This is a genomic window from Terriglobus saanensis SP1PR4, from assembly GCF_000179915.2.
Lineage (GTDB): Bacteria > Acidobacteriota > Terriglobia > Terriglobales > Acidobacteriaceae > Terriglobus > Terriglobus saanensis.
The window spans coordinates 4,835,328-4,859,877 of sequence record NC_014963.1 but is presented as its reverse complement, the minus strand read 5'-3'; the positions used below and the strand labels follow the sequence as shown (position 1 = coordinate 4,859,877).

General features: G+C 59.8%; 20 protein-coding genes and 1 other RNA gene. 15 read left to right on the top strand and 6 right to left on the bottom strand.

Annotation, left to right across the window (positions count from 1 at the left end; all coding sequences use genetic code 11):
* From ACIPR4_RS20265 to ACIPR4_RS20255, 4 genes are all read right to left on the bottom strand, one after another.
* Entirely contained in the window at nucleotides 1-486 is a 486-nt protein-coding gene (locus ACIPR4_RS20265; RefSeq protein WP_222829245.1) for a YcxB family protein, read from the bottom strand.
* 154 nt (nucleotides 487-640) lie between these two features.
* Nucleotides 641-1,096 carry a GNAT family N-acetyltransferase gene (locus ACIPR4_RS20260; RefSeq protein WP_013570538.1) on the bottom strand — a complete coding sequence of 152 codons (456 nt, stop codon included), beginning with the start codon at nucleotides 1,094-1,096 and terminating at the stop codon, nucleotides 641-643.
* Between the two features lie 12 nt (nucleotides 1,097-1,108).
* Nucleotides 1,109-1,501, bottom strand: an RNA gene (gene rnpB, locus ACIPR4_RS21965) — RNase P RNA component class A.
* 27 nt (nucleotides 1,502-1,528) lie between these two features.
* A complete protein-coding gene (locus ACIPR4_RS20255; protein ID WP_013570537.1) occupies nucleotides 1,529-2,539 on the bottom strand; it encodes an MBL fold metallo-hydrolase in 1,011 nt (336 codons plus the stop codon).
* A gap of 159 nt (nucleotides 2,540-2,698) precedes the next feature.
* On the opposite strand from ACIPR4_RS20255, the gene ACIPR4_RS20250 reads away from it, so the two are divergent.
* The 6 genes from ACIPR4_RS20250 to ACIPR4_RS22865 all read left to right on the top strand — a co-directional run bounded on the left by ACIPR4_RS20250 (nucleotide 2,699) and on the right by ACIPR4_RS22865 (nucleotide 10,268).
* Nucleotides 2,699-3,928 carry an ABC transporter permease gene (locus tag ACIPR4_RS20250; protein WP_013570536.1) on the top strand — a complete coding sequence of 410 codons (1,230 nt, stop codon included), beginning with the start codon at nucleotides 2,699-2,701 and terminating at the stop codon, nucleotides 3,926-3,928.
* Nucleotides 3,928-5,181 (top strand): ABC transporter permease, encoded by a 1,254-nt coding sequence (locus tag ACIPR4_RS20245; protein ID WP_013570535.1) that lies wholly within the window; start codon nucleotides 3,928-3,930, stop codon nucleotides 5,179-5,181. Before ACIPR4_RS20250 ends, ACIPR4_RS20245 begins: the two co-directional genes overlap by 1 nt.
* 297 nt (nucleotides 5,182-5,478) lie before the next feature.
* Nucleotides 5,479-6,690, top strand: a complete 1,212-nt coding sequence (hpnI, locus tag ACIPR4_RS20240) for a bacteriohopanetetrol glucosamine biosynthesis glycosyltransferase HpnI (protein ID WP_013570534.1) — start codon at nucleotides 5,479-5,481, stop codon at nucleotides 6,688-6,690.
* A gap of 22 nt (nucleotides 6,691-6,712) precedes the next feature.
* The gene (locus ACIPR4_RS20235) at nucleotides 6,713-7,429 is read left to right on the top strand and encodes a DNA-3-methyladenine glycosylase family protein (RefSeq protein WP_013570533.1); all 717 of its coding nucleotides are present in this window, start codon (nucleotides 6,713-6,715) and stop codon (nucleotides 7,427-7,429) included.
* 65 nt (nucleotides 7,430-7,494) lie between these two features.
* Complete coding sequence (locus ACIPR4_RS20230) at nucleotides 7,495-10,053, top strand: DUF3536 domain-containing protein (RefSeq protein WP_013570532.1); 2,559 nt, start codon at nucleotides 7,495-7,497, stop codon at nucleotides 10,051-10,053.
* 44 nt (nucleotides 10,054-10,097) lie between these two features.
* The gene (locus tag ACIPR4_RS22865; RefSeq protein WP_013570531.1) at nucleotides 10,098-10,268 is read left to right on the top strand and encodes a hypothetical protein; all 171 of its coding nucleotides are present in this window, start codon (nucleotides 10,098-10,100) and stop codon (nucleotides 10,266-10,268) included.
* Nucleotides 10,269-10,282: 14 nt separating this feature from the next.
* Here ACIPR4_RS22865 and ACIPR4_RS20225 read toward each other — a convergent pair whose 3' ends face one another.
* Nucleotides 10,283-11,392 (bottom strand): Rieske 2Fe-2S domain-containing protein, encoded by a 1,110-nt coding sequence (locus tag ACIPR4_RS20225; protein ID WP_245536397.1) that lies wholly within the window; start codon nucleotides 11,390-11,392, stop codon nucleotides 10,283-10,285.
* Between the two features lie 174 nt (nucleotides 11,393-11,566).
* Nucleotides 11,567-12,130, bottom strand: a complete 564-nt coding sequence (locus tag ACIPR4_RS20220) for a PEP-CTERM sorting domain-containing protein (protein WP_013570529.1) — start codon at nucleotides 12,128-12,130, stop codon at nucleotides 11,567-11,569.
* 202 nt (nucleotides 12,131-12,332) lie between these two features.
* On the opposite strand from ACIPR4_RS20220, the gene ACIPR4_RS20215 reads away from it, so the two are divergent.
* From ACIPR4_RS20215 to ACIPR4_RS20175, 9 genes are all read left to right on the top strand, one after another.
* The gene (locus tag ACIPR4_RS20215) at nucleotides 12,333-14,207 is read left to right on the top strand and encodes a phospholipid carrier-dependent glycosyltransferase (protein WP_245536396.1); all 1,875 of its coding nucleotides are present in this window, start codon (nucleotides 12,333-12,335) and stop codon (nucleotides 14,205-14,207) included.
* A 397-nt stretch (nucleotides 14,208-14,604) separates the two neighbouring features.
* Nucleotides 14,605-15,507 (top strand): cytochrome c3 family protein, encoded by a 903-nt coding sequence (locus ACIPR4_RS20210; protein WP_013570527.1) that lies wholly within the window; start codon nucleotides 14,605-14,607, stop codon nucleotides 15,505-15,507.
* 35 nt (nucleotides 15,508-15,542) lie between these two features.
* Entirely contained in the window at nucleotides 15,543-18,704 is a 3,162-nt protein-coding gene (locus ACIPR4_RS20205; protein WP_144312502.1) for a TAT-variant-translocated molybdopterin oxidoreductase, read from the top strand.
* Nucleotides 18,704-20,146: an NrfD/PsrC family molybdoenzyme membrane anchor subunit gene (nrfD, locus tag ACIPR4_RS20200; protein WP_013570525.1), complete on the top strand. Its 1,443-nt coding sequence runs from the start codon at nucleotides 18,704-18,706 to the stop codon at nucleotides 20,144-20,146. The genes ACIPR4_RS20205 and nrfD overlap by 1 nt, the downstream gene beginning before the upstream one ends.
* Nucleotides 20,146-20,688 (top strand): DUF3341 domain-containing protein, encoded by a 543-nt coding sequence (locus ACIPR4_RS20195; protein WP_013570524.1) that lies wholly within the window; start codon nucleotides 20,146-20,148, stop codon nucleotides 20,686-20,688. Before nrfD ends, ACIPR4_RS20195 begins: the two co-directional genes overlap by 1 nt.
* Nucleotides 20,685-21,503, top strand: coding sequence for a c-type cytochrome (locus ACIPR4_RS21945; RefSeq protein ID WP_013570523.1), 819 nt, complete (start codon nucleotides 20,685-20,687; stop codon nucleotides 21,501-21,503). The genes ACIPR4_RS20195 and ACIPR4_RS21945 overlap by 4 nt, the downstream gene beginning before the upstream one ends.
* 56 nt (nucleotides 21,504-21,559) lie before the next feature.
* On the top strand, nucleotides 21,560-22,897 hold the full coding sequence (locus ACIPR4_RS20185) for a hypothetical protein (protein ID WP_013570522.1): 1,338 nt from the start codon (nucleotides 21,560-21,562) through the stop codon (nucleotides 22,895-22,897).
* The gene (locus tag ACIPR4_RS20180; RefSeq protein WP_013570521.1) at nucleotides 22,887-23,603 is read left to right on the top strand and encodes a hypothetical protein; all 717 of its coding nucleotides are present in this window, start codon (nucleotides 22,887-22,889) and stop codon (nucleotides 23,601-23,603) included. Before ACIPR4_RS20185 ends, ACIPR4_RS20180 begins: the two co-directional genes overlap by 11 nt.
* A gap of 11 nt (nucleotides 23,604-23,614) precedes the next feature.
* Complete coding sequence (locus ACIPR4_RS20175) at nucleotides 23,615-24,529, top strand: SCO family protein (protein WP_013570520.1); 915 nt, start codon at nucleotides 23,615-23,617, stop codon at nucleotides 24,527-24,529.
* The last annotated feature ends 21 nt before the right edge of the window (nucleotides 24,530-24,550 follow it).

The following is a 24,550-nucleotide window of genomic DNA, read 5'->3' as shown; positions in this document are numbered from 1 at the left end:
CTATTGCGATTTTGGCAGCTGCGTGGAGTTACCCAAGCCCTGCGGCCTTGAACTCCATTCCAGAATAAGCTGCTGATCTGCCAGAGTCAGGTGCTCTTTCGGGATGCGGAGGAAGGTATTCGGGGAGGGCAGGAAGACGAAGGCGTCAGGCGTATCGATGCGCTTAATAAACGCGGGCCAGGTTTGGTGTGAGGTGGCTAGTCCCTTGCTTTGATCGCACGAGACGCCCGACTCGTCGATGGTGAGCACCTGGTCGTTGAGTTTGGCTTGCTCTTCATCGTAGATAGCTTTTAAGCATTTTTCCTGAGCGCGCCTTGCAAGCGGTTTACATGCAACCGAATAGAGGATGAACACCGCAAAGATCGAGAAAACGGGTGTGCGCGCTGCAGGAAGCTGTGGTGCGAGACCGATAGCGAGGCATGCGAGAGCGATCGACACGTAGCCTTTCCAGGATTGATTTTGCTTTACCTTTGTTTTCTCTGCCATGAGAGCCAGGTAGGTCGCTTTGTACTGCTCAAACGTCATAGTGGGATGGAGGCGCATGGTGATAGCAGGGTAAATCAAGGTCGCACAGCTGTTGCTCAACCTTTTGGCAGTCGAGCCTTCGTAATCTTCCGCGTTGTGGTTTTGGGACTACGGGCTAAAGCAGGTGTACCATCAGCGCCGCGTCCGTACCGTTTGGATAGAACTTCTCCACTGTGCCCACAGACTCGTAGCCGCAACTGGCATAAAGGGCCATCGCTGCGACGTTATTCATGGCTACGTGCAGGGCGACATAACGGCAACCCTCGTTGCGTAGAAGGTCTTCCGCCGTCATGAGCAGATGCCGTGCCACGCCGTGCCTGCGATAGGCGCTCAGGACCTCCAGCGTGGCGATATAGCCGAAACGTTGGGAGTTTTCTGTTTCCAGGCTGGCGATGACGAAGCCGGCGATCTCTTTGCTGCTCAGGGCTACCAGGCTCAGGTCGTCGCGCAGCATTCGCCGCAACAGGCCCTTCGAAAAGCGGAGGGGGGGCTGAAAGCATGCCTCTTCTACGGCATTCACCGCGGAGAGGTCGCCGGGGGTTCCCGGCCGGTATTGGATTTCGATCGACATCTAAGAATGATTTGAGCAGACGGACCTGTAAGCCGAATTTTGTAACCGTTGCCGGTCGATGATCATTCCTCTAGGCCATGCATCGCTGCATGGCTCAAGCGACCTACCCGCGAGTTTGACGCGCCGGGCCAGCGCGTTCGGCATTGCTGCCTCTTCCCGCCTATTTGGTCTTGCTCCGTGTGGGGTTTACCTTGCCGCCTGCATTACTGCCTGCGCGGTGCGCTCTTACCGCACCTTTTCACCCTTACCTCTGTTGCCAGGGGCGGTATCTTCTCTGTGGCACTTGCCGTCTGCTGGTCTTGAAACCAGCATCCCGGGCGTTACCCGGCACACTGCCCTGCGGAGTTCGGACTTTCCTCCCCCGTTGTTCTTGCGAACGCTGGCGGCGATCATCCGGTCCGTCTGCTCAGGGTCGAGTATACGCGGGACCGGCTACTTCGCCGTCATATACCGCCGCCACCACAGCGAGTTCTGGTTGAACCCCGTCACATCCGTAGGTACGCCCGGCACCGGCATGAAGAGCGGCTTGTTCCTCGCCAGCGCCAGCTGCGTGATCTGCTCCGCTGGCTGAAACCAGGCATGCAGCGCCAGATTGAAGAGTCCCCAGTGGATTGGCATGGACACGCGCGCTTGCAGATCGCGGAAGGCAAACGCCGCATTCTCCGGCCCAAGATGAATGGCCCCCCAGAGCTTGTTCCATGCGCCGACCTCCACCATGGCCAGGTCGAATGGCCCAAACTCTTCGCCAATGCGGCGGAATCCCGGCCACGGACCCGAATCCGCGCCAAAGTACACGCGATGTTTCGACCCCTGCAGAACAAACGAGGACCAGAGCGTCCGGAAGCGCCGCAGGCTGCGGCCGCTGAAGTGCCGCGCAGGGAGCGCCGTAATCTTCAGGCCGCTGGGGAGGGTGATGGAATCCATCCAGTTCATCGCCCGGATCTTGCTGGGGGGAACGCCCCATCGTCGCAGATGCTCGTCCACGCCCAGGGAACAAATAAACTCCGTCGTGCGTTCCACGAGTAAGGGCATGGCGGGTGCGTCCAGGTGGTCATAGTGATCGTGCGAGAGCAGGACGGCGTCGATGCGCGGCAGGTCTTCGATCCGCAGCGGGGGAGGGAAAAACCGCTTCGGTCCTGCCCATTGCACCATGGAGGCCCGTTCGCTGAAGACTGGATCGATCAGAAGGTTTGTGCCATCGATCTCCACCAGCAGCGACGAATGGCCCAGCCAGGTGATGCGCAGGCCGGTTGCGGAGGGGACGGCGAAGGCCGCCGGATCGGTCACGAAGGGCCCAAGGGGGATCTTTGGAACGCTCTCTTCGGCCCGTGCCGCAATCGCCGCCACCAAAAGGCGGGGCATCATGGTCAAGGCCGACATTTCGGTTGGGACAGGGTTTTGAAACTTGCCGCCGACCCGGACGGCTGGTTTGAGGAGATTCATGTCTGCTCTTAGATTCCCACAACCAGAGCAACGGCGCACATTCGCTCAAGACAGTTCCCTGAGAGAGGGAGATTTCGCATACGCTAGGAGTGCTCCCAGACATGCAGAAACCGCGTTCCCAGAAGTAGAACCGCCGATGAACGCAATGGACTTAGCCCCATGGATCTAAAAGAAGCCTTCAAACTCGCTCTGCAGTCGCTCTGGGCCAACAAACTCCGGACGGTCCTCACGCTTCTGGGCGTGATGATCGGCGTCGCTTCGGTTATTGCTGTCGTCACGCTGGTGAACGGCGCGAACGCCTATGTCGACCAGAAGCTCAACACCTTCGGCAGCGACGTCTTCACCGTCAGCAAGCAGCCTACGGCGATCACCAGCTTCGAGGACTATACCAAGTTCCAGAAACGTAAAAACGTCCAGGTGGACGCCTACCGCTGGCTGGTGGAGCAGTGCCACAAGTGCGCTCTTATCGGTGTACAGCAGACGACGCGCGGCACGGTGAAATTCAGTACCGAATCCGTTACCGACGTTGCTCTGCGGGGTTGGACCAGTGGCATGCCTGTACTCAACAACCTCGACATCGCGCAGGGCCGCACCTTTACGCAGTCGGAAGAAGACCACTCCGCGCACGTCGCCATCATCGGTACCGATATTCAGGAAAACCTCTTGAAGAGCGAGGATCCCATCGGCAAAGAGATCCGCGTGGACGGTGTTCCGTACACGGTAGTCGGCGTGGGTGCGAAGCAGGGAAAGACCTTAGGGCAGAGCCAGGACAACTGGGTTGCCGTTCCTCTGCCCGCGTTTCAACGCAGCTACGGCCTGCAGAAGTCGGTCACGATCTTCCTCAAGGCGCGCGGCGGCTCCGGCCTGGCCATGCAGGACGCGATGGAAGAGACGCGCGTACTCATGCGCGCCTTCCGCCACGACATTCCCGGCTCCGATGACGACTTCAATCTGGACCAGAACGACGCCTTCGCCACCATCATGAAGCAGATTACGGGCTGGTTCGCGGCGATTGCGATTCCCGCGGCGGGGATCTCGCTGGTCGTCGGCGGTATCGTCATCATGAACATCATGCTGGTCAGCGTAACCGAGCGCACACGCGAGATTGGCATTCGCAAGGCCCTCGGCGCGCGCAAGAAGGACGTCATGGCGCAGTTCATTATCGAAAGCGCCCTGATGTCTCTCGTGGGAGGCATCATCGGCGTCTTCGGCGGTGTCCTCGTGGCGTACGGAGTCACCATTGTTGCCGGTTTTCCAGCTAACGTCGCGATCTGGAGCATCCTCGTTGGCCTCTTCGTCAGTACGGTGACGGGAATCTTCTTCGGCGTCTACCCGGCACGCAAGGCGGCGGACCTCGATCCCATCGTTGCGCTCAGGAGTGATATGTAATGCGCCTTAGCGACCAGAAAGAAACGATCAAAATGGCGCTCGACACGCTGCGCGCCAACAAGCTGCGCAGCGGTCTTACCATCCTCGGCATTGTCATCGGTGTGATTACGGTCATTATCATGTCGAGCGTAATCAATGGCCTGAACGATAACGTGAACGGCATGATCTCCGAGCTGGGAACCAACACGCTCATGATCTTCCGCTTCGAGGTCTTTGGGAAGCGTCCCACGCCCGCGATGCTTCTGCGCAAGCAGCTTACGTATGAGGACGCGCAATCTCTGATGCATCTGCCGCACGTCGCCAGCGTTGCCGCCTCGCTGCGTTATCAGAACTTCGACGCCTTCGGTGGAGCAGGCATGTCCATCCTCAAAGCGAACGGGCATAAGGTGGAAAACGCTCCGCTCGGCGGCGAATCCTGGACCTCGCGCGACGTCAACGACTGGCACATCGTGCGCGGACGTTTCTTCAACCAGATGGACGAAGAACGCTCTGCCAACGTGACCGTGCTCGCGCATGACGCGGCGGAGACGCTCTTTCCCGGCCTCGATCCTATCGGCCAGGAGATCACCGTCAACGGCATGACCTTCACCGTCATTGGGCAGATCGACACGCTCAAACAGGCCTTCAGCAGCGGCAAGAATCCCGACGACGACTTCGCTTTCTTCCCCATCACCACCTTCCACAAGCTCCATCCCGAGGTGCTCGACTACTGGTTGAGCCTGAAATACGACGATCCCATGAACCGTCCGGCGGTGGAAGAAGAGGTGCGCGACGTCCTCCGCGCGCGCCGCAAGGTGAAGTCCGACCAGGACGACAACTTCGCCATGTTCGGCTCCGACGCGCTGACGCGCCTGTGGACGCAGCTCACCGGTGGCCTCTTCATCCTGATGTTTGCGTTGTCCAGCGTCGGCCTGATGGTGGGCGGCGTTGGTGTGATGAACATCATGCTCGTCTCCGTCACGGAACGAACGCGCGAGATCGGCATCCGCAAAGCCATCGGCGCGACCAAGCGCACGATCCTCTACCAGTTCACGTTGGAGGCGATGACCCTCTGCGCCGTGGGAGGCCTGCTGGGCGTCACCATCGGCTGCTTCGTCGTCCTGGGCATGCACTTCTTCCTTCCGGCGCTGCTCTCTGCGACGTGGGTGATCGCGGCGTTTCTCATCTCCTGCACCATCGGCCTCGTCTTCGGTATCTATCCTGCGTGGAAGGCGGCGAACCTGAACCCCATCGAAGCGCTGCGCTACGAGTAGCCAAGTTTCCGGCCATGATGTCCGTCATCTCGACCCAGTAATGTCCGTCATACGACCATAATTTTCGTCATCTCGAACCCATAATTTTCGTCATCTCGACCGAAGTGGAGAGATCTGCTTTTGTTTATCGCGCAAAGCGCGATCTGATGTGCCTTTGGCACATGGCAAAAGCAGATTTCTCCGCTCCCTTCGCTTTGCTTCGGTCGGTCGAAATGACGGGGTTGGTTGAGTAAAAGTGCTACTTTTTGGAAGTCACGATGGTCTCCTTCGCAACGGCGATCCCGTATCCTTACCTCAGTGACTCCTTCCACTGAAATCGCCCCCGACCTCGCCGCGCACATCGCTATCGCCGTCTCCATCTTCTGCGCCCTGATGACGCTTGCGGGCCTCGTCTACATGGTGCTGACGCTCCGCGCGGGTCGCAGTTTTACGCACCATTGGCGCGCGCATCCGCTCACCGCTCTTGCGACGGCTCCCACCGTCACGCTGCTGAAACCGCTCAAAGGCGTGGACGCGCGCATGTACGCCGGACTTCGCTCACACTGCTTGCAGCAGTATGCGGGACGGTACGAGATCCTCTTCGGCGTTTCGTCTCTGGAAGACCCCGCCGTGGCGGAGATCGACCGCCTTCGAGCGGAGTTTCCGGAGCTTGCGATCCGTGTCCTCGAGTGCCCGGAACGCCTCGGCACCAGCGGCAAGGTGAGCAATCTGGCGCAGATGCTCCCGCACGCCCTCGGCGAGATCCTCCTCGTCAACGACAGCGACATTCTCGTCTCTCCGCACTACCTGGCGCGCGTCGTCGCAGGCTTCACACCGCGCGGAAAAAAGAAGGTCGGCATGGTCACCACGCCGTATCTCGGCGCGTCGGCCAAGGGCCATGGCCTGCTCTCGCGTATTGAAGCCCTAGGCATCGCCACGGAGTTCTTTCCCAGCGTCCTGACCGCGCGCATGCTGGAAGGCGGCCTCCGCTTTGGCCTCGGTTCCACGCTCGCCATGCCGCGTACTGTGTTGGAAGAAATCGGCGGCTTCGCTCCCCTCACAGAACATCTCGCGGACGACTACGAACTTGGAGCGCGGATCTATCGCGCAGGTTACGCTATTGAGCTGGTGCCAGAGATCGTGGAGACCATCGTCCCGCGCTATACACTGCGCGGCTTCTGCGACCATCAGCTGCGGTGGATGCGCTCTGTGCGCGACTCGCGCCGCGCGGGATACCTTGGTGTCGCCGTTACGTACGTGATCGCGTGGGCGCTGGCTACGTGCGTTGCCAGCGGCTTCGAGCTCTGGAGCTTCACGTTGCTCTCCGTGGCTCTGCTAGCAAGGGTGGCCGTGGCGCTTTCGATTGGTGTTGGCATCCTGCGCGACGAACAGGTCCTCCGCGACATCTGGCTGTTGCCGCTGCGTGACTGCATCGGACTTCTGCTTTGGGCGTGGAGCTATGCGGGAGATACGGTCGTCTGGCGCGGCGAACGCTTTCATCTGCGGCGAGGCATTCTTCACCGGAGCTAACCTCTCTGCTAGCATCCCCTTCATGTCGGAAAGCCATCCAGCCCGCACGCGCAAGCCACCTTACGATACCGAAGCAGCCCTCGCGCACCTGACTGCGCGCGACGCCAAGCTGGGCCGCCTCATCGCGCGGGCTGGTGCCTTCACCATGCGTACAGCGGGGCAACAGTCGCCCTTTGAAGCACTGACGGAGGCCATCGTCTTCCAGCAGCTTCACGGCAAGGCTGCGGCTACGATCCATCGCCGCCTGCTGGAAAGCTTCCATCCCGTCTGCGGCATCGGCCTTCATCCTTCGCCAGAGCATCTTCTGGATTGCCCCAACGAGCAGTTGCGCGGCGCGGGTCTCTCGCATAACAAAGCGCTTGCCCTCCGCGACCTCGCTGCCAAGACTCTCGACGGCACCGTGCCCACGCTTGCGAAGATCCGCCGTATGGACGACGAGGCCATCATCGAACACCTCACGCAGGTCCGCGGCATCGGCCGCTGGACGGTGGAGATGATGCTGATCTTCCGCCTTGGCCGTCCGGACGTTCTTCCCGTGGACGACTATGGAGTGCGCAAAGGCTTTGCCCTTACTTTTCTTGGCCTTAAGTCGACAGGCAAGGTCGTTCCCCGCGACCTTCCCAAAGCAGTTGTCATCGAAAAGCGTGCTGAGAAGTGGCGTCCCTTCCGATCCGTGGCAAGCTGGTACATGTACCGCGCCTGCGATCTGGCAGCGGGCAAACAACTACAGCCGAAATGAATCGTACGCTTCAGAAATCCTGAACTCTTTTGTTTCACCTTCCGCTCCGTATTGCATGAGGACAGATGGCCCGCACACGTCGATTGAAATCCCGCGCTGATGTCTCCCCCGCTGCACTGGGTGAGCGCTATGTCTGCATTCACGGTCACTTCTATCAGCCACCCCGCGAAAATCCCTGGCTTGAAACGGTAGAGTCGCAATCGTCCGCCGCGCCCTGGCACGACTGGAACGAGCGCATCACGGCGGAGTGCTACTCGCCCAACGGCGCTTCGCGCATCCTCAACGAAGAGAACAAGATCGTCCGCATTACGAATAACTACGCCCGGATGAGCTTCAACTTCGGGCCTACGCTGCTGAGCTGGCTGCAGGAGTTTGCGCCGCGCACGTACACCATGATTCTCGACGCGGACAAGGCCAGCGCCGACCGCTACAGCGGTCACGGCTCCGCCATGGCACAGGTCTACAACCACATCATCATGCCGCTGACGTCCCGCCGTGATGCGCTCACGCAGATTCGTTGGGGTATCGGCGACTTTGAGTTCCGCTTTGGACGCAAGCCGGAAGGCATGTGGCTGGCGGAGACCGCCGTCAATCACGACGTCCTCGACCTGCTCGCGCAGGAGGGGATCAAGTTCACCGTCCTTGCACCGCTGCAGGCCGCAGCAGTACGTCCGCTCACGAAAGCAGGCGCACCTGAGGCGGAGTGGACGGATGTCACGGGCGGTGTCGTGAATGCCAATACGCCGTACCTCGTGAAACTGCCCGAGGGCCGCTCCATCGATGTCTTCTTTTATGACGGTGATGGCTCCCGGGCTGTCGCGTTTGAAGGCGTGCTCGACTCTGGCAAGGACTTCGGCAAGCGCCTCGTCTCGCGCTTTCATGAGACCGAATACCTGGAAGACGGAAAACCTCTTCCGCAGATCGTGAACATCGCGACGGACGGGGAAAGCTACGGGCATCACCACAAGCACGGCGACATGGCGCTCGCCTATGCGATGCACTATCTCGAAGACAAAGGTCTGGCAAAGCTGACCAACTACGCCGAGTTTCTGGAGAAGTTTCCTCCACGGATGGAGGCGCGCGTCGTCGAAGACTCTTCGTGGTCCTGCGCCCACGGCGTGGAACGCTGGAAGAGCGACTGCGGTTGTAACGGCGGCAAGCCGGGCTGGAACCAGAAGTGGAGGGCGCCGCTTCGCGATGCGCTGGATCGTCTGCGTGATGCTGTCGATCCGCTCACGGACCAGCTCGGCGGAACTTTCTTCCACGACGTCTGGGCCGCGCGCGACGCGTACATCCGCATCATCCTCAATCGCTCCACCGAGAACGAGGCACGCTACTTTGCGGAGTTTGGCACGCATGAACTGACAGCGGAAGAGCGTGTCCGCGCCTGGGAGTTGATGGAGCTCCAGCGCCACACCCAGCTCATGTACACCTCCTGCGGCTGGTTTTTCGACGACATCACCGGCATCGAGACCGTGCAGATCATCGCCTATGCCGGACGCGTCCTTGAACTGACGCACAAGCTCTTCGGTAGAGAGGTGGCAACGCCCATTCAGGACGCCTTCCTCGCCACGCTGGCAGAGGCGAAGAGCAACATCAAGACTCCGGCGGATGGCGCGGAGGTCTACTACCAGTGGGTCCAGAAGATGTTTATCGGTCTGGAGCAGGTAGGAGCGCACTACGCCATCAGCTCGATCTTCCGGCCCTATCCGGAAGAGGGCGGACTCTTCTGCTTCGACGTCCGCCGCATTTCGGAAGAGGTCTTCACCTCCGGGCGCGGACGCCTCGCCATCGGTCGCGCGGAGATTCGCAGCCGCATCACGGAGGAGCAGGAGGAGGTCAGCTTCGCCGTGCTTCATCTCGGCGACCAGAACCTCTCCGCCGCCGTCTGCCCGTATACCGAGGCGTCGGAGGTTGCCTTTGCGGAGTTTGAACAGAACGTCCACACCGCAATGGAGAGCGCCAATCTCCCCGAGGTCATCCGCCTTATCGACCGCTACTTCGGACAGACAGCTTATTCGCTGACCTCTCTCTTCCACGACGAACAGCAGCGTATTCTGCGCAGTATTCTGGACGCAACGGTGATCGAGGTGGAAACCAGTCTTCGCACCATCTACGAAGATCATTCGTCTCTTCTGCGCTTCCTCTCCCGCGCTGGCATGGAGTCTCCTCCCGCGCTGGCCCTGGCGGCAGGCTTTGCCTTGAACGCCAGCTTTCGTCAGGCGCTCGAAACCGATCCCTTCGACTCCGTTCTGGTGGCTTCGCTGCTCCGGCGGGCGACGGAGGACAAGGTCACGCTCAATGAAGCCGAACTCAGCTTTGCCGCTGCTGCATGCATGCAGCGCGCCATGCATCGCCTGGAAGCAGGCGCGGATGCCACCCATCCCGCGGAAGCCATCGCGCAGACGCTGGATATCGCCGAAACCCTCCGCGACCTGCCTTTTGAGGTCGACCTCTGGCAGGCGCAGAATATCTGGAACGACCTTCTCCGCCGCGGCTCCGGCTACTGGCCCAGCGAATGGCGCACAAGTTGGATGCGTCTCGGCGAAGCGCTCAACCTGGACACGGAGCGTCTGGTGACGGAGTCGGGCGTCTCCGCCTTCGCACCGGCCACACCCCTATAGGGGGCTTGCATCGAAGCGTCTCGCGGAGCACTCTGATAGACATCATGCATCCGGTCAAATCGCTCGTCAGTATCTTTATCGATGTCTTTGGGATTACAAGGCCCACGCCGCAGCAGGAGGCGCGCGCGACAACCTTCATCAGCATCATGCTCCTGCTTACCTTGATGGCGTTTCTGCTCTTCGCCTACGGGTTCTTTCACGGTTTCCACCGCTAAGACCCAGCGAACGTTCAGCTTCGCCAGTGCAGCTCCATGGGTCCTGCCAGCGGATGTTCCCCTTTGCCCGTAAGCCTGCGCTGCTTCAGGGCGAAGTACCACTTCGCGGGCAGGTCGGCATCGTCAATCAACATCATGGCTGGCCGGAAGCGTAAGCCCTCGGCCTGTTCGATCATCGTCTCCTGGTCCTGCCGGACGAACTTCGCGCCGAAGTACTTCGCGATGGCAGGCACAAACGGGACCCCGTAAAAGATATTCCAGCAGGCCACTACATCGATGCGGCACGTCGCCGGAGTCACGGGCGTGACGGTGGTCAGCGAGGCGAACCACTTCTCTCCGGCACGGATGGTCTCATAGCGCCGATTCGGTAGAACAAAGTCGATCGTCGTCGTGATCTCGCTGCCATAGACGCCCAGCAGCTTGTACGGAGCGGAGTTTGCGCTCGGCGCATGCGAGGCCATACGAAAGCCTTCTTCGATCGGCACGAAGAGCTTCTTCTTTTCGTGAATCGAGGCCTGTGACCGCCACCACCATGCCTGGTGCACAAATGGCCCATGCGCCGGGTCCATCAGGCCGATGATGCCGTGGTCCACGTTGCAGGGAAGTTCTGCGGAGAGATGCGCCGTTCGGAACTTGGTCGAAAACTTCGGAACCTCGGGCACGACAGGCAGTGTCGAGCGGTCCGCAATCCGGCCAGCGCCCGCCTCCGGCAGGTAGACCCACGCATGTCCATCGCGCTCCACGCAGGGATACGCCCCGGCGTAGATCTTCGTGGGTTCCAGCGCGTCGATCTGCGTCAGCGAAGGAATCTCCACGCATTGGCCGCCGCAGGGTTCGAACTTCCAACCGTGGTACTTGCACTGCACCGTATCGCCATCGAACCAACCCGCCGAAAGGGGAATCCCCCTGTGCGGACAGAGGTCCCGCATGGCAAAGATGCTTCCATCGTTCTTGCGCCCCAGCAGCAGAGGCACACCGAGCAGCAGGGCCGTCAGGGTCTTCCCTTTGGACAGCGCGTTTGTTCGCAACGCCGGATACCACTCCCCAAAGATCATCTCCGCTGGTGGCTGAGGCGTTCCATCCGGCTTGTCGTTCCGCAACTTCATCGAAGCTGAGGTTAGCATTTTCAGCTTCGCCGTAAAGTGACCGTCGCCACACAAGGCGAGAAGAGAGGCCCGTGCCCCATTCTTTCGCGTCTTTGCGAAAGGATGGGGTCGCGCGGAGCGCACAAATCTGATTTGTCAGGAAATAAACAGCAGATCCCTTCGCTTCGCTACGGGATGACAAAGTAGAAACCGTTATCGCGCGAAAAATCTTCGCCTACCCATACCCAGCACTCCAAGAACGGCGGAGCCAACCAGCAGGAGAGAGGCAGGTTCAGGTGTAGCAGAGACCGGATCGCGGAAGTCAAGATCGAAGATCTCTTTACTGCCAGGAGGGATCACCACATCTCCAAACGTAAACGTCACGCTGGAAGTGTCGAAGGTGATGATCGGAGGCCTTGGCTGGTTTACGGAGCCATCCTGACCGAAGAGAGGAGTCGATTGCGCATCCATGGAAACAAGGTCCATCCAGGGATCTTTGCTTGTATCGACGAAGGTAAAAGACCGGCTTTCAAGATAAAACGATTTGGGCACGTTGAAGAGCAGAGAGATCTGATCGCCCGTTACCTCATAGGTCACGAAACCCAAAAGGGCATTGCTTCCGCTGCCCGGCGCGAAGATGGATCCCAGATCTTTGGTCGTTGCCTGCATCGGATTGTTTTCGTACACATGAATGTTGTCTCCGATGAGATCCGCTCTGGCAGAGAGAGGATAAAAAAAGAGGGTGGCAGCAAGATATAAAAGGGCCCTGAAGCGCATAGAAAACTCCCCGGCGCATTTGTGTACGCATAAGAAATCTATCGATTGCGACCGTGCAAAGACTAGGGCGGAGATGAGAAGTCATTTTCCCATTCCAATGCTGTAGCGCAGTCCCATTTTTTCGAGACAACTACAAATCGCCGAAAGCCGTCGCACTACACTTCTCCGTATGAACACACCTCCACAGTCGCGTCGGAATCTTTTGGTCCTCATTGCGCTGTGGTTCGTTCTTTATGCCACGTTTGCACTTGTCACGCCACCTCTGCTGGACGACGCTGACTCCGTCCACGCCGAGGTCGCACGCGAGATGGTGCAGAGGCACGATCCAGTTACCCTTTATGCCAATGGCATCCGCTACCTGGAAAAGGCGCCGCTCCTCTACTGGAGTATGGCGGCAAGCTTCCGCCTCTTCGGCGTCCACGCGGCCGCGGCGCGCCTGCCGCTCGCGCTTTACGTCCTCGCTCTGCTGCTGACGGTCGAAGGCCTCGGCCGCCGCATCTTCCGGAGTGCACGCGTCGGTTTTTACGCCGCGCTGATCCTGCTCTCCAGCTTCGGCCTGTTTATCTTTACGCGAATCCTCATTCCGGACGCTATCGTCTGCCTCTGGCTCACGCTTGCGCTGGCTGCCTTCTGGCACACCGAAGAGCAGCCCAGGCCGACGCTCGCGCCATGTCTTCTTTTCGGTATCGCCTGCGCCCTCAACATTCTGACCAAAGGCCTCATCGGCCTCGTCTTCCCCCTGGGTATCGTGCTGTTGTATCTCCTTGTAACGCGCGGCGTGAAGGGAACTGCAAACCGCCTGCTGCAGCTTCATCTTGTGCCGACGCTGCTGGTCTTCCTCGCCGTCGCAGCCCCGTGGCACATCCTCGCGGGGCTGCATAACCCGACTGAGGGGCATCCTCTCGGGCTCAATCATCTCGGGGGACACTGGAACGTCCCCCTTCCTACCCTCGGCAACGTGCACGGCTGGACCTGGTTCTACTTCATGAACGAGCACGTCCTCCGCTACCTCAACCTCCGCGTTCCACGCGACTACGACACCGTGCCGCTCGTTCTCTTCTGGGGACTCATCCTCATCTGGCTGATGCCCTGGAGCGCATTTCTCTTCAAAGCCATCGCCTCTGTTCCCTGGCGCAATGCTCTGCGGAGAAAGGGCATGAACGAAGAAGGGCGCGCGCGTCTTCTGCTTGGCGTCTGGGCGCTCCTTCCGCTCGTCTTCTTCTCGTTTTCCACGCGGCAGGAGTACTACGTCCTTCCTGCCCTGCCCGCCTTCGCACTTCTGATCGCCAAGTGGCTTCACGACGAGGCCCGTCAAGCGGAGGAGTTCCAGCTACCCGGAGGCCTGGTAACGGCGGGGCAACACATCTCGGTTGTCCTGCTGGTGTGTGGGTCGACTGCGGCCATTGCCTGCACGTTTTTTGTGCTCCACGCCAAACCACCTTCGCCCGGTCTCGATCTGGCTGCTCTGCTTCAACAGAATCCAGGCGACTACGCCCTCTCCTTCGGCCATTTCCTCGATCTCAACGCGCAGGCCATGGGGGCATTTCGCGTTCCACTCGTGCTGACCGCCGTTGCGCTCTTCTTCGGAAGCTATGCCTGCTGGTGGGCACGACGCAGGTATAAGCCGCACGTCGCGAACCTCGCGCTCGCTGGAATGGCTTATCTCTTCCTGATCGCCGCGCACATGGGTCTGCAGATCTTTTCGCCCGTGCTGACCTCGCAGACACACGCTCTCGCTATCGCACGCGAGATCCGTCGCGGCGATCTGATCGTCCTCAATGACGAGTATGAAGCTGCTTCTACGCTCGGTTTTTACCTGCAGCGTCCGGGGCCTAACGGCGGCGAGCCAATCCACATCCTGCACGGGCACTCCGCCAATCTCTGGTACGGCAGCTTCTTCAGTGACGCTCCAAAGATCTTCGAAGACGACGCGAGCTTCCTTCAGAAATGGACAGGGCCGCAGCGCATCTTTCTCTGGACCGAAGCTGGTAAAGCCCCGTCGCTTCCGGCGCAAGCCTTCGTGATTTCCGATGGTGGGGGAAAGCAAATCCTAAGTAACAAGATGAACAAAAAATAAATTGAACTCGGACTAATTTAGGCTTAGTTACCGCTTCAGATACCTGACGAAAACAGCAGATATAGCGGTAATACAAGGCTCTTCGGCACTTACATCCAAGATGTTGTGATCGGCGTCACAGCTGTAAGTTCGATTATCGAAAGTCGATGAAAGAAAACGACTAGCGCTGCATTCCCGATGGAGCAAATCAGCTCCGTTGCGCTGATATATTGAAATCTCCCGGATGTATTTCTTCGCTGCATGTTGCCGCGCGAACAATCCGGTTGACCGCAATGGTGTGGTGTAGACGGTTTGCAAGGTAGTTCGGTAGCAGGTAGTGAAGAGTTTGTAGCAGTTTTTGAATCGTGATTTTTGAACAATGATTTTTCCTTAGACGCAGAGGAAGCAGGACGTACTCATGGCGCAAGTTTTTGACCGCAGTTCGAACGCCCTGGCTCGGGCAGGCCTTGTTTTGACAGGTCTGATCGTCGTAGCCCTGGGCGTGGCGTTGAACCAGCTGCAGCGATCCCCGTGGGTGACGCGGCAGGGCCAGCGGGCCGACCAGCCGGTTCCGTTCTCGCATCGCCACCACGTCGAAGGCCTGGGCCTCCAATGCCAGTACTGTCACACCTCGGTCGAGAAGTCTTCCTATGCCGGAATTCCTCCTACCAAGACCTGCATGAACTGCCACGCGCAGATCTGGACCAACGCCGCCATGCTCGAGCCCGTACGGACTAGCTGGGCCACAGGCGAATCTATCAAATGGATCCGTGTTCACGATCTTCCGGATTACGTTTACTTCAATCATGAAATCCACGTGAACAAGGGTATTGGCTGCGCAAGCTGCCATGGCCGTGTCGACGAGATGCCCCTCATGTACGCAGAGAACACCCTCCAGATGGAGTGGTGCCTGAACTGCCATCGCGATCCGGCGAAGAATCTTCGCCCGACCTCCGAGATCTACAACATGGCGTGGGCAGGCCCCAGCGAGAGCAAACCTGTCTGGTGCGCCGATACCGGCTCCAACGGACCCACGGCACAGCGTGTCAACTGCGTGACGAAGGATCCGTCCAAGAGCAATCCTGAAGTGGCCTTCCTGCAGATGAAGGCCGCAGGCAAGGGTCAACCGACGACGGGTCCGGGAATGAACCCCTTCCCGATCGGCGGTCCCGGAACCTACTCCGATGCAGGCCCCGGCATCATCATGCCGGCAAGCTACAAGAAGTTCACCTCGCAGCGCGATCTCGGGGTCTATCTCACGGACAAGTACCACATCCGCACGCCAAACGAGCTGCAGAGCTGCGAGGTATGCCACCGATGAGTACGACGCCTAGTTCTGAAGTGATTGGAAACGCAATGCCAGAAGCTACATCGATGTCGAGTGCGCCTCAGCGCGCAACTGTGGTTACCAGCATCGCCCCGGCCAAGCTCACCCTCGCCGAAGTGCAGGCCCGCCTCGCCGGAAAGAAGGGCAAGCGTTTCTGGACCTCGCTCGACGATCTCGCCGAGGATCCCGGTTTTGAAGCCATGCTGCGCGAAGAGTTTCCCCGTCAGGCCAGTGAGCTGACCGACGGCGTCTCTCGCCGGGGCTTCATGAAGGTGATGGGCGCATCGCTCGCCCTTGCCGGGATGACCGGTTGCACCAAGCAGCCTGACGAAGAGATCTTCCCGTACGTGAAGCAGCCCGAAGACCTCGTCCTCGGAAAGCCGATGTTCTTTGCTACGGCGTATCCCTTCCCGACCGGTGCGGTTCCCGTTCTCGTCAAGACGGACGCCTTCCGCCCCATCAAGGTCGACGGAAACCCCGAACACCCGATGTCGTTGGGCAAGACGGACCTCTTTACGCAGGCGTCGCTCCTCGACTTGTACGATCCGGACCGTTCGCAGCACGTTGTCAAGCGCGCTGCCGGTCTGACCGTGAATTCGACCTTTGGTGATTTTGCTGGAACCTTCTCTGACGCCGTCAAGGCAACTGGAAGCGGCGAAGGTGTTTACTTCCTTACGGATACGATCACCTCGCCCACCCTTGCCGCACAGTGGAAGCAAGTGCAGGCCAAGTATCCGAGTGCCAAGCTGGTCCAGTACGACGCCATTAATATGGATGGCGCTCGCGCCGCCTCCAAGGCTGCCTTCGGTGAGTACACCGACGCGCAATACAAGCTCGAAGACGCCGATGTGATCCTTTCGCTCGACGCCGACTTTCTTTCGTCCAACGCCTTCCCCGGCTTCCTCCCGGTCTCTCGCGCCTACGCCGAGCGTCACCGTTACGAAGAGGGCAAGACGATGAACCGCCTCTACGTCGTAGAGTGCATGCCTACGGTTACGGGCTTCAAGGCCGAGCATCGCCTCGGTCTCAAGCCGAGCGATCTTGAATCGTTTGCCGGTTCGCTCGCTGCTGGATCGGGCAAGTTCGACGACGCAGAGGTTCAGAAGTTCTTTACCACGGTTGTCGAAGACCTCAAGAAGTCCTCCGGTCGCGCGGTCGTCATCGCCGGACCGCAGTCTTCCGCCGCGATCCACGCTGCCGCCTACGCTCTCAACTCCGCCATCGGAGCTATCGGCAAGACGGTCGTCTATACGCAGCCTGTCGCGGCACTCCCCACGGAGCAGACCGCCGAGCTGAAGTCGCTCGTCGCGGACATCAACTCCGGCAAGGTCAAGTGGCTGGTCATCATGGGCGTGAATCCGGTCTATAGCGCTCCCGCCGACCTCAACTTCTCTTCTGCCCTCACCAAGGTCCCCAACTCTGCCCACCTGGGTATGTATGTAGATGAGACCGGCGTCTCAACGACCTGGCACATCAACCAGGCGCACTATCTTGAGAGCTGGTCGGACGCGCGCTCCTACGACGGAACCATCAGCATCATTCAGCCGCTGATCGATCCTCTCTATAACGGCGTTTCCGCGCACAACGTTCTCCAGGCGCTGCTTCCGGACGCGACCGCCACGGCTTACGATGCGGTCCAGATCGCCGCGAAGACGTACATCACTGGCGACTTCGCTACTGGTTGGAAGAAGTCTCTCCACGACGGCTGGGTTGAAGGCACCGCCTTCACGCCGAAGTCGGGAGTACCGAAGGCTTCCACTGTCGTCGCAACCGCACCGGCCACTGCCGGTGGCTACGAGATCAACTTCAAGGCGGACACCTCTACTTACGACGGCCGTTATGCGAACAACGGCTGGCTGCAGGAGCTGCCCAAGCAGGTCACGCACCTCTCCTGGGACAACGCCGCTCTGATGAGCATGGAGACGATGGCCGCGCTGAAGACCGAAGAGACGGAGCTCCTGGAGCTCGAACTCAACGGCCGCAAGCTGGTCATTCCCCCGCTCGTCGTTCCCGGCCATCCTCAGGGTGTGATCACCGTGCATCTTGGCCTGGGCCGCAACTTTGGCCGTGTCGGTCAGGGTGTCGGATCCAATGGCTACGTTCTCCGCACCTCGGATGCTCCCTTCTCGCAGGGCGGTTTGCAGGCGCGCAAGACAGAAGGTACGCACGATCTTTGCGTCACCTCGGTCCATTCGCTCGATAACCGTGGAAAGACGGCGCAGAGCGATCTCGCTCACCCCGTCGAGCCCGGTACGGTCTCCCTCGGCGGCCACGAAGCGATGGAGCGGTCGATCATCCGCTATGCCACCCTCGACGAGGTGAAGGCGAACCCCAACTTTGCGCACGAAGAGCTCGGAACCCCGACGAATCTAAAGACCGGCGCTGGCGCGATGCGCGAGACACCGGAAAAGGAGATGAGCCTCTTCCCCGACGCGTGGAAGTACGACAACGTCGACAAGAGCTCCGGCCAGATCCAGAACGCCTGGGGCATGGCGATTGATCTCAACTCCTGCACAGGCTGCAACGCCTGCATCGTCAGCTGCTACGCGGAGAACAACATCCCCGTCGTCGGCCGCGAGCAGGTCAAGATCGGCCGTAACATGCAGTGGCTGCGCATCGATACTTACTTCGAAGGCGACCTCCACGCTCCCAAGGCCCACTTCCAGCCGATGCTCTGCCAGCACTGCGAAAACGCGGGTTGCGAGCAGGTCTGCCCGGTGGGCGCCACGGTGCATACGCCCGAAGGCATCAACACCATGGTGTACAACCGTTGCGTGGGCACGCGCTATTGCTCGAACAACTGCCCCTACAAGGTGCGCCGCTTCAACTTCCTCCTGTACTCGGATTACGAGACGGAGAGCACCAAGCTCATGCGCAATCCTGATGTCAGCGTTCGTTCGCGTGGCGTCATGGAGAAGTGCAGCTACTGCGTGCAGCGTATCCAGTCGGCCAAGATCACGGCGGACAAGGAAGGTCGCGCGATTCGCGATGGAGAAGTCATCACGGCATGCCAGCAGGCCTGCCCGACGGACGCCATCACCTTCGGCAACATCAATGACAAGGGCTCCAAGGTCGCGAAGCGTAAGGCCGAAGAGCGCAACTACGCTGTTCTCGGCGATCTGAACTATCGCCCGCGAACCACCTATGTGGCAGGCGTGATTAACCCGAACCCGGCATTGGAGCAGGCATAATGGCGACCAAACCTCTACCGCCGCACCACGATCCCGCAGTCGATCCTATGATCGACCCGGTCACAGGCGAATTCGCTGTCATCGCTCCCGGCCACACCTTCAAGTCGGTCACGGAGAAGATCTCGCGCGTCGTGCTTACCTCGCACACCCCGCTCGGCTGGTTCTTCGGCCTGATCGTGGCGTCGGGCATCGCGACCCTCTTCGTGATCGCCGTCACCTGGCTGGTCCTGAAGGGCGTCGGTATCTGGGGCGTCACGATTCCCGGTGCATGGGGATTCGCGATTATCAACTTCGTCTGGTGGATCGGTATCGGCCACGCCGGCACCCTGATCTCCGCCATCCTTCTGCTCTTCAAGCAGGGCTGGCGTAACTCCATTAACCGCTTCGCGGAAGCCATGACGATCTTCGCCGTCGTCTGCGCGGGTATGTTCCCCATCCTGCACGTCGGCCGTCCGTGGCTCGGTTACTGGCTCCTTCCGCTGCCAAACACGATGAACGTCTGGCCGCAGTTCCGTTCGCCGCTGGCCTGGGACGTCTTCGCCGTCTCGACCTACGCAACGATCTCGGTGGTCTTCTGGTACATCGGCATGGTGCCGGATTTCGGGACCCTTCGCGACAAGGCGCAGCTTCCCTTCGCCAAGTACGCTTACGGTCTTCTGTCTCTCGGCTGGCGCGGTTCGACCCGCCACTGGATGCGGTATGAGACGGCGTCGCTGCTTCTTGCGGGTCTCTCTACACCCCTCGTACTTTCGGTACACACGGTCATCAGCTTCGACTTCGCGGTTGCTGCTCTTCCCGGCTGGCATACGACGATCTTCCCGCCTTACTTCGTTGCTGGTGCTATCTACTCCGGCTTCGCCATGGTGCTGACCCTGGCCATTCCGATCCGGAAGTTCTACCACATGGAAGATCTCGTCACGGTTCGTCATCTGGACAATATGGCGAAGGTCATGCTCGGCACGGGATTGATCGTTGCGTACGGTTACGCGATGGAAGTCTTCATGGCCTGGTACTCCGCCTCCCATTGGGAGTGGTTCATGATGTGGAACCGCATGTTTGGTCCCCTCGGCTGGGGCTACTGGCTGCTGATTCTCTTCAACATCGCGATCCCGCTCGGAACGCTCTGGTGGCGCAAGCTTCGTACCAATGTTGCGTACCTGTTCCTTCTGTCGATCATCGTGAACATCGGTATGTGGTTCGAGCGCTTCGTCATCGTTGTGACCTCGCTCTACCGCGACTTTCTTCCTTCCAGCTGGGGTACGTACAAGGCCACACGCTGGGATTATCTGCTCTTCATCGGAACGATGGGCCTGTTCACCTCGCTCTTCCTTCTCTTCGTGCGCTTCGCTCCGATGATTCCTATGAACGAGATCAAGATGATGCTTCCGGCGACCAAGATCCATGGGATCGACGCGGAAGAAACTGTTGAGGAGACGGCCTGATGCTGGTGCGTGAGGGAGTCTACGGTCTGTTGGCCGAATTCGATACGCCGGGTGCCATGGTGCACGCGACCGAAGCTGCACGCGATGCGGGTTACCGCCGCATGGAGTGCTACACCCCCTATCCGGTGGAAGAGGCGGCCTCAGCGCTCGATGTACACCGCAACCGCGTACCCCTGCTGACCTTGATGGGCGGACTCCTCGGTTTGACCACGTCCTTCCTGATGGAAACGTGGGTTTCCGCGATTGCTTACCCGCTTAACATTGCGGGGCGTCCGTTGTTCTCGTGGCCTGCGTTTATCATCCCGGCCTACGAGTGGACCATTCTCTTCGCGGGACTTTCGGCGGCCTTCGGCATGCTTGCGCTGAACGGTCTGCCGCAGCCTTATCATCCCCTCTTCAACGCCCCCAACTTTCGTCTGGGCGCGACGGACAACAAGTTTTTCCTCTGCCTGGAAGCGATCGACCCACAGTTCGACGCGAACGACACACGCGCGTTTCTTGAGCAGTTCCACGCTGTGAGTGTGGTGGAGGTGGAGCTGTGACCTTGAACTCTTTCCAGCGGATCGCCGCAGCATCGGCCATCGCGTCCGCTGCCCTCCTGACCGGTTGCCGTCAGGACATGCAGGACCAGCCTAAGCTTTATCCGCAGCGCGGAAGCGCGTTTTACGCCGACGGCCGCGGTGCGCGCCCGCAGGTGGAGAACACGATCGCCCGCTCGCAGACCGATGCCGATAGCTACATGCTGACGGGTATGGTCGACGGCAAAGAGGGCGATGGTATGCCTTTCCCGGTCAACGCTGAGCTTCTTCAGCGCGGACAGGAGCGCTACAACATCTACTGCGCGGCCTGTCATTCGCGCGTCGGCAACGGCGGCGGCGTGATCGTGCAGCGTGGCTATCGTCCGGCGGGCAACTTCCATACGGACCGCCTGCGCTCTGCGCCTCTCGGCCACTTCTTTAACGTGATGACCAACGGCTACGGCGCGATGCCGGATTACGCCGCGCAGGTTACGCCTGAAGACCGCTGGGCCATCGCAGCTTACATTCGCGCGCTGCAGCTTTCGCAGCACGCAACCACGGCAGATATCAAGTCTGGCGCCAAGGTAGAAAAGCTCGAGGATGTTGCCGAGCGTGAAGGCCTTCCCCGCGATTTCGCGGCCGAGTGGACCCTTCCCTCGACCGCGGTCTACGGCACGCCGAATAACCAGGACAACGGTATCCCCGGGGAAGATATGGTCAACAGCCACCCCACGGGACCCGCAGTGGTTGCAAAGCCAGGACCGGTAACCGCGGAAAAGCCGGCGCCAGGCTCGGCGAACAACGTGAAGCTGAACGCACCCGGCAGCACCAACCGATAGCACCAAGTAGCAGGCAGTAAGCAGCATCAGCGACAAGAAGGCGGACGAGAGACCGAATGGCACACGGAAACGAACTTATCGGGCACGACGCACACGGGCACGCCTACCATGGCCCGCGCGTACTTCCTGCGGACCTCAGCGCTCCGGCGGTGGTAGCGGTCTGGCGCACACGCGCCCTCATCGTCGCCGCCCTCTTCGCGCTGCTTTCGGTCGTCTTCGCGTTCACTTCGGAGGGCCGCAACCACATGCTCCGCGGCTACCTGCTCGGATTCATGCTCTGTTTCGGCTTCGCTGGCGGCGGTCTCTGCCTGCTGATGCTGCAATACGTCTCCGGTGGTAAGTGGGGTCTGCTTCTGCGCCGTCCGCTCGAAGCGATGACGCGCACCACGCCCCTGCTCGTCCTTCTCTTCATTCCGCTGATCGCCTTCGGCAAGCACCTCTGGCTCTGGGCCCGCTACACCAGCTATGACGCCGTTCGCAACGCACTCGCCGGTCATCTTCTCACCGAAGGCGAAGCGCATGCCCTGGATTACAAGCGGGCGATGCTCAGCCCGGTTTCAGTGTGCATCCAGATGGCGGTTGTCTTCGGCTTCATCCTCCTCTGGGGCTTCTTCCTGAACAAGTGGAGCCTGCAGCGCGACGCCGATCCGAATCGCGGCACCCTGAAGAGCTTTGAGTACTGGCGCATTAAGGCCGAAAACATCTCCGGCATCGGCATCCTGATCTACGTCATCATGCTTTCGATTGCTGCCATCGATCTCATCATGGCGCTGGACATTACCTGGTACTCCACCGTCTGGGGCTTCTTGTTCCTCGTCGGTCAGGGTTACGCGGTGCTCGCCCTTGGCGTTCACACCTCGATCCGCCTGGCGGAGTACGAGCCGTACAAGACCATTCTGCGCAAGACCGAGCAGTACGATCTCGGCAAGTTCATGCTCGGCTTCGTCATGCTGAACATCTACCTGGCCTTCGCGCAGTTCCTGATTATCTGGAGCGCCAACTCGCCCGAGGAGATTCCTTGGTACCTCAACCGGACGCACGGCGGCTGGTGGGTGATCACGACCTGCGACTTCGTCTTCCATTGGGTCATCCCGTTCTGCTGCCTGTTGAGCCGCGACTTCAAGTACAGCCGCAAGAAGATGCTCTTCCTCACCGGCTGGATGATCTTCGCCAAGGCCTTCGATCTCTTCTGGCTGATTGAACCGAACTTCCCCGGCGCGCGTGGAAACCTTCACCTGGCCGGCAACTTCGGTATCTTCGCCTACATTACTGTCCCGGTCGCGGTTATCGCGCTCTGGATGGCCTATTACCTGACGCAACTCATGGCACGCCCGGTCGTTGTTCTCAACGATCCGCACACCGCCGAGATCCTGGAGGCAGAACATGCCCATTGAGAATCAGAACCGCCCCAGTGAATACGAGGATGAGCACGGCATGAGCAAACCGCAGCCGCATCCGTCGGAGAAGTTCGACGCAGAGCATCCGGGATACGAGACCACCGACGTCAATACACGCGGTGTCGTGGTCTTCCTCGCGGGCCTCATGGCGTTCCTCGTCGTCTTCTTCCTTCTCTGCTTCGCCATGGGTAAGGCCATCAACTATGGTCTCCTGAAGCAGGATGGGGACGAAGCCAAGCTTTCGCCACAGGCCGTCACCGCAGGTGGAAGCCCTGCGGTCGATCACAAGCGTGTCAATCTGCCGACAAACCCGTATATGGAGCAGAAGGAATCGGCCCGTCTGGCGCAGAGCTTCCCCACCCCCCGCCTCGACGCGGATGACAGTAATCAGTCCACCAGCGATCTGCACGCTCGCGAAGATCTTCTGCTGGATCACACCACGGCCGGAACCGACGGCAGTATTCGTATCCCGATCGATCAGGCCATGGAGGCGATCGTCAAGCGCGGTCTTCCCGCTCCGGCAGGAGCCCCCGCAGAAGCCAAGACCCTGATGGCTGGCGAGACGAACCGTACCATCCATGCACCGCTCACCAACGGCTTTGCTCGCACCGGATTCGAGATCGACCAGATTGAGTCACGCGAACAGAAGATGAAGTACGCCAATGAAGCCAGCGGCGAAACCGTTTCACCGACAAAGAAGTAAGAAGGATCAGCTTGAATCTGCGCGGACACATCTCGACACTTGGCACGGCGCTTCTCACGATTGCGCTCATGCCGCTCTGTGTCCACGCACAGGTGACCTCCTACGGCGATAAGCAGACGGGTGAAAACAGCGGCAACGAGCTTCCCTCGGTACTCAAGGGAGCAAAGGTCGATCAGCATCTGAACCGCGAGCTTCCTCTTTCGGCCAGCTTTACGGACGAGACCGGCAAGGCCGTGACGCTCGGAACGTACTTTGGGTCGCAGAGCAAGAAGCCCGCCGTCGTCTCCCTCGTCTACCTGAACTGCCCCATGCTCTGCACGGAAGAGCTCGACGGCCTCGTTCAGTCGCTTGCCATGGTTAAGCTCAACCCGGGTACAGACTTCGATGTGATCATCGCCAGCATCGACCCGAACGATACGGTGGCGGAAGCTGCAAAGAAGAAGGCCATCTACACCCACCGCTACGGTCGCCCCGGCACCGAAAACGGCTGGCACTTCCTCACTACCACCAACCAGGCTTCGATCGATGCCCTCGCTTCGGCCATCGGCTTCGGTTATGTCAAAGTTCCCGGCCCGGACGGTGTGCTCAACCAGTACGCGCACGCCAGTTCCATCGAGCTCGTCACTCCCGAAGGCAAGGTCGCCCAGTACTACATGGGGGTCGAGTATTCGCCCAAGGACATGCTTCTCGGCCTCATTGAATCCTCAGGCAACAAGATTGGTTCGCCGGTCGCCAACATTCTTACGTACTGCTATCACTACGATCCCGAGCGCAACAAACATAGTTTGATCGTCGCTCGTGTGGTGCAGTTCGGAGGCATGATTACGGTGGCCTCGCTCGGCAGTTTCATGTTCCTTATGTTCCGCAAAGACGCAAAGCTCGGTCGTGAACACGCACTTACGCAAGACCACGACGACAAGGCATAACACTCTCGCAGTACGCAGTAG

Excerpts from the sequence above, each read along its gene's own strand:
- ACIPR4_RS20210 (WP_013570527.1), top strand. The coding sequence starts at position 14,605 with ATGGCGCAAGTTTTTGACCGCAGTTCGAACGCCCTGGCTCGGGCAGGC.
- ACIPR4_RS20265 (WP_222829245.1), bottom strand. The coding sequence starts at position 486 with ATGGCAGAGAAAACAAAGGTAAAGCAAAATCAATCCTGGAAAGGCTAC.
- ACIPR4_RS20220 (WP_013570529.1), bottom strand. The coding sequence starts at position 12,130 with ATGCGCTTCAGGGCCCTTTTATATCTTGCTGCCACCCTCTTTTTTTAT.
- ACIPR4_RS20185 (WP_013570522.1), top strand. The coding sequence starts at position 21,560 with ATGGCACACGGAAACGAACTTATCGGGCACGACGCACACGGGCACGCC.
- ACIPR4_RS22865 (WP_013570531.1), top strand. The coding sequence starts at position 10,098 with ATGCATCCGGTCAAATCGCTCGTCAGTATCTTTATCGATGTCTTTGGG.
- ACIPR4_RS20225 (WP_245536397.1), bottom strand. The coding sequence starts at position 11,392 with ATGCTAACCTCAGCTTCGATGAAGTTGCGGAACGACAAGCCGGATGGA.
- ACIPR4_RS20195 (WP_013570524.1), top strand. The coding sequence starts at position 20,146 with ATGCTGGTGCGTGAGGGAGTCTACGGTCTGTTGGCCGAATTCGATACG.
- ACIPR4_RS20255 (WP_013570537.1), bottom strand. The coding sequence starts at position 2,539 with ATGAATCTCCTCAAACCAGCCGTCCGGGTCGGCGGCAAGTTTCAAAAC.
- ACIPR4_RS20260 (WP_013570538.1), bottom strand. The coding sequence starts at position 1,096 with ATGTCGATCGAAATCCAATACCGGCCGGGAACCCCCGGCGACCTCTCC.
- ACIPR4_RS20250 (WP_013570536.1), top strand. The coding sequence starts at position 2,699 with ATGGATCTAAAAGAAGCCTTCAAACTCGCTCTGCAGTCGCTCTGGGCC.
- ACIPR4_RS20245 (WP_013570535.1), top strand. The coding sequence starts at position 3,928 with ATGCGCCTTAGCGACCAGAAAGAAACGATCAAAATGGCGCTCGACACG.
- ACIPR4_RS20230 (WP_013570532.1), top strand. The coding sequence starts at position 7,495 with ATGGCCCGCACACGTCGATTGAAATCCCGCGCTGATGTCTCCCCCGCT.
- ACIPR4_RS20180 (WP_013570521.1), top strand. The coding sequence starts at position 22,887 with ATGCCCATTGAGAATCAGAACCGCCCCAGTGAATACGAGGATGAGCAC.
- ACIPR4_RS20235 (WP_013570533.1), top strand. The coding sequence starts at position 6,713 with ATGTCGGAAAGCCATCCAGCCCGCACGCGCAAGCCACCTTACGATACC.
- nrfD (WP_013570525.1), top strand. The coding sequence starts at position 18,704 with ATGGCGACCAAACCTCTACCGCCGCACCACGATCCCGCAGTCGATCCT.
- ACIPR4_RS20205 (WP_144312502.1), top strand. The coding sequence starts at position 15,543 with ATGCCAGAAGCTACATCGATGTCGAGTGCGCCTCAGCGCGCAACTGTG.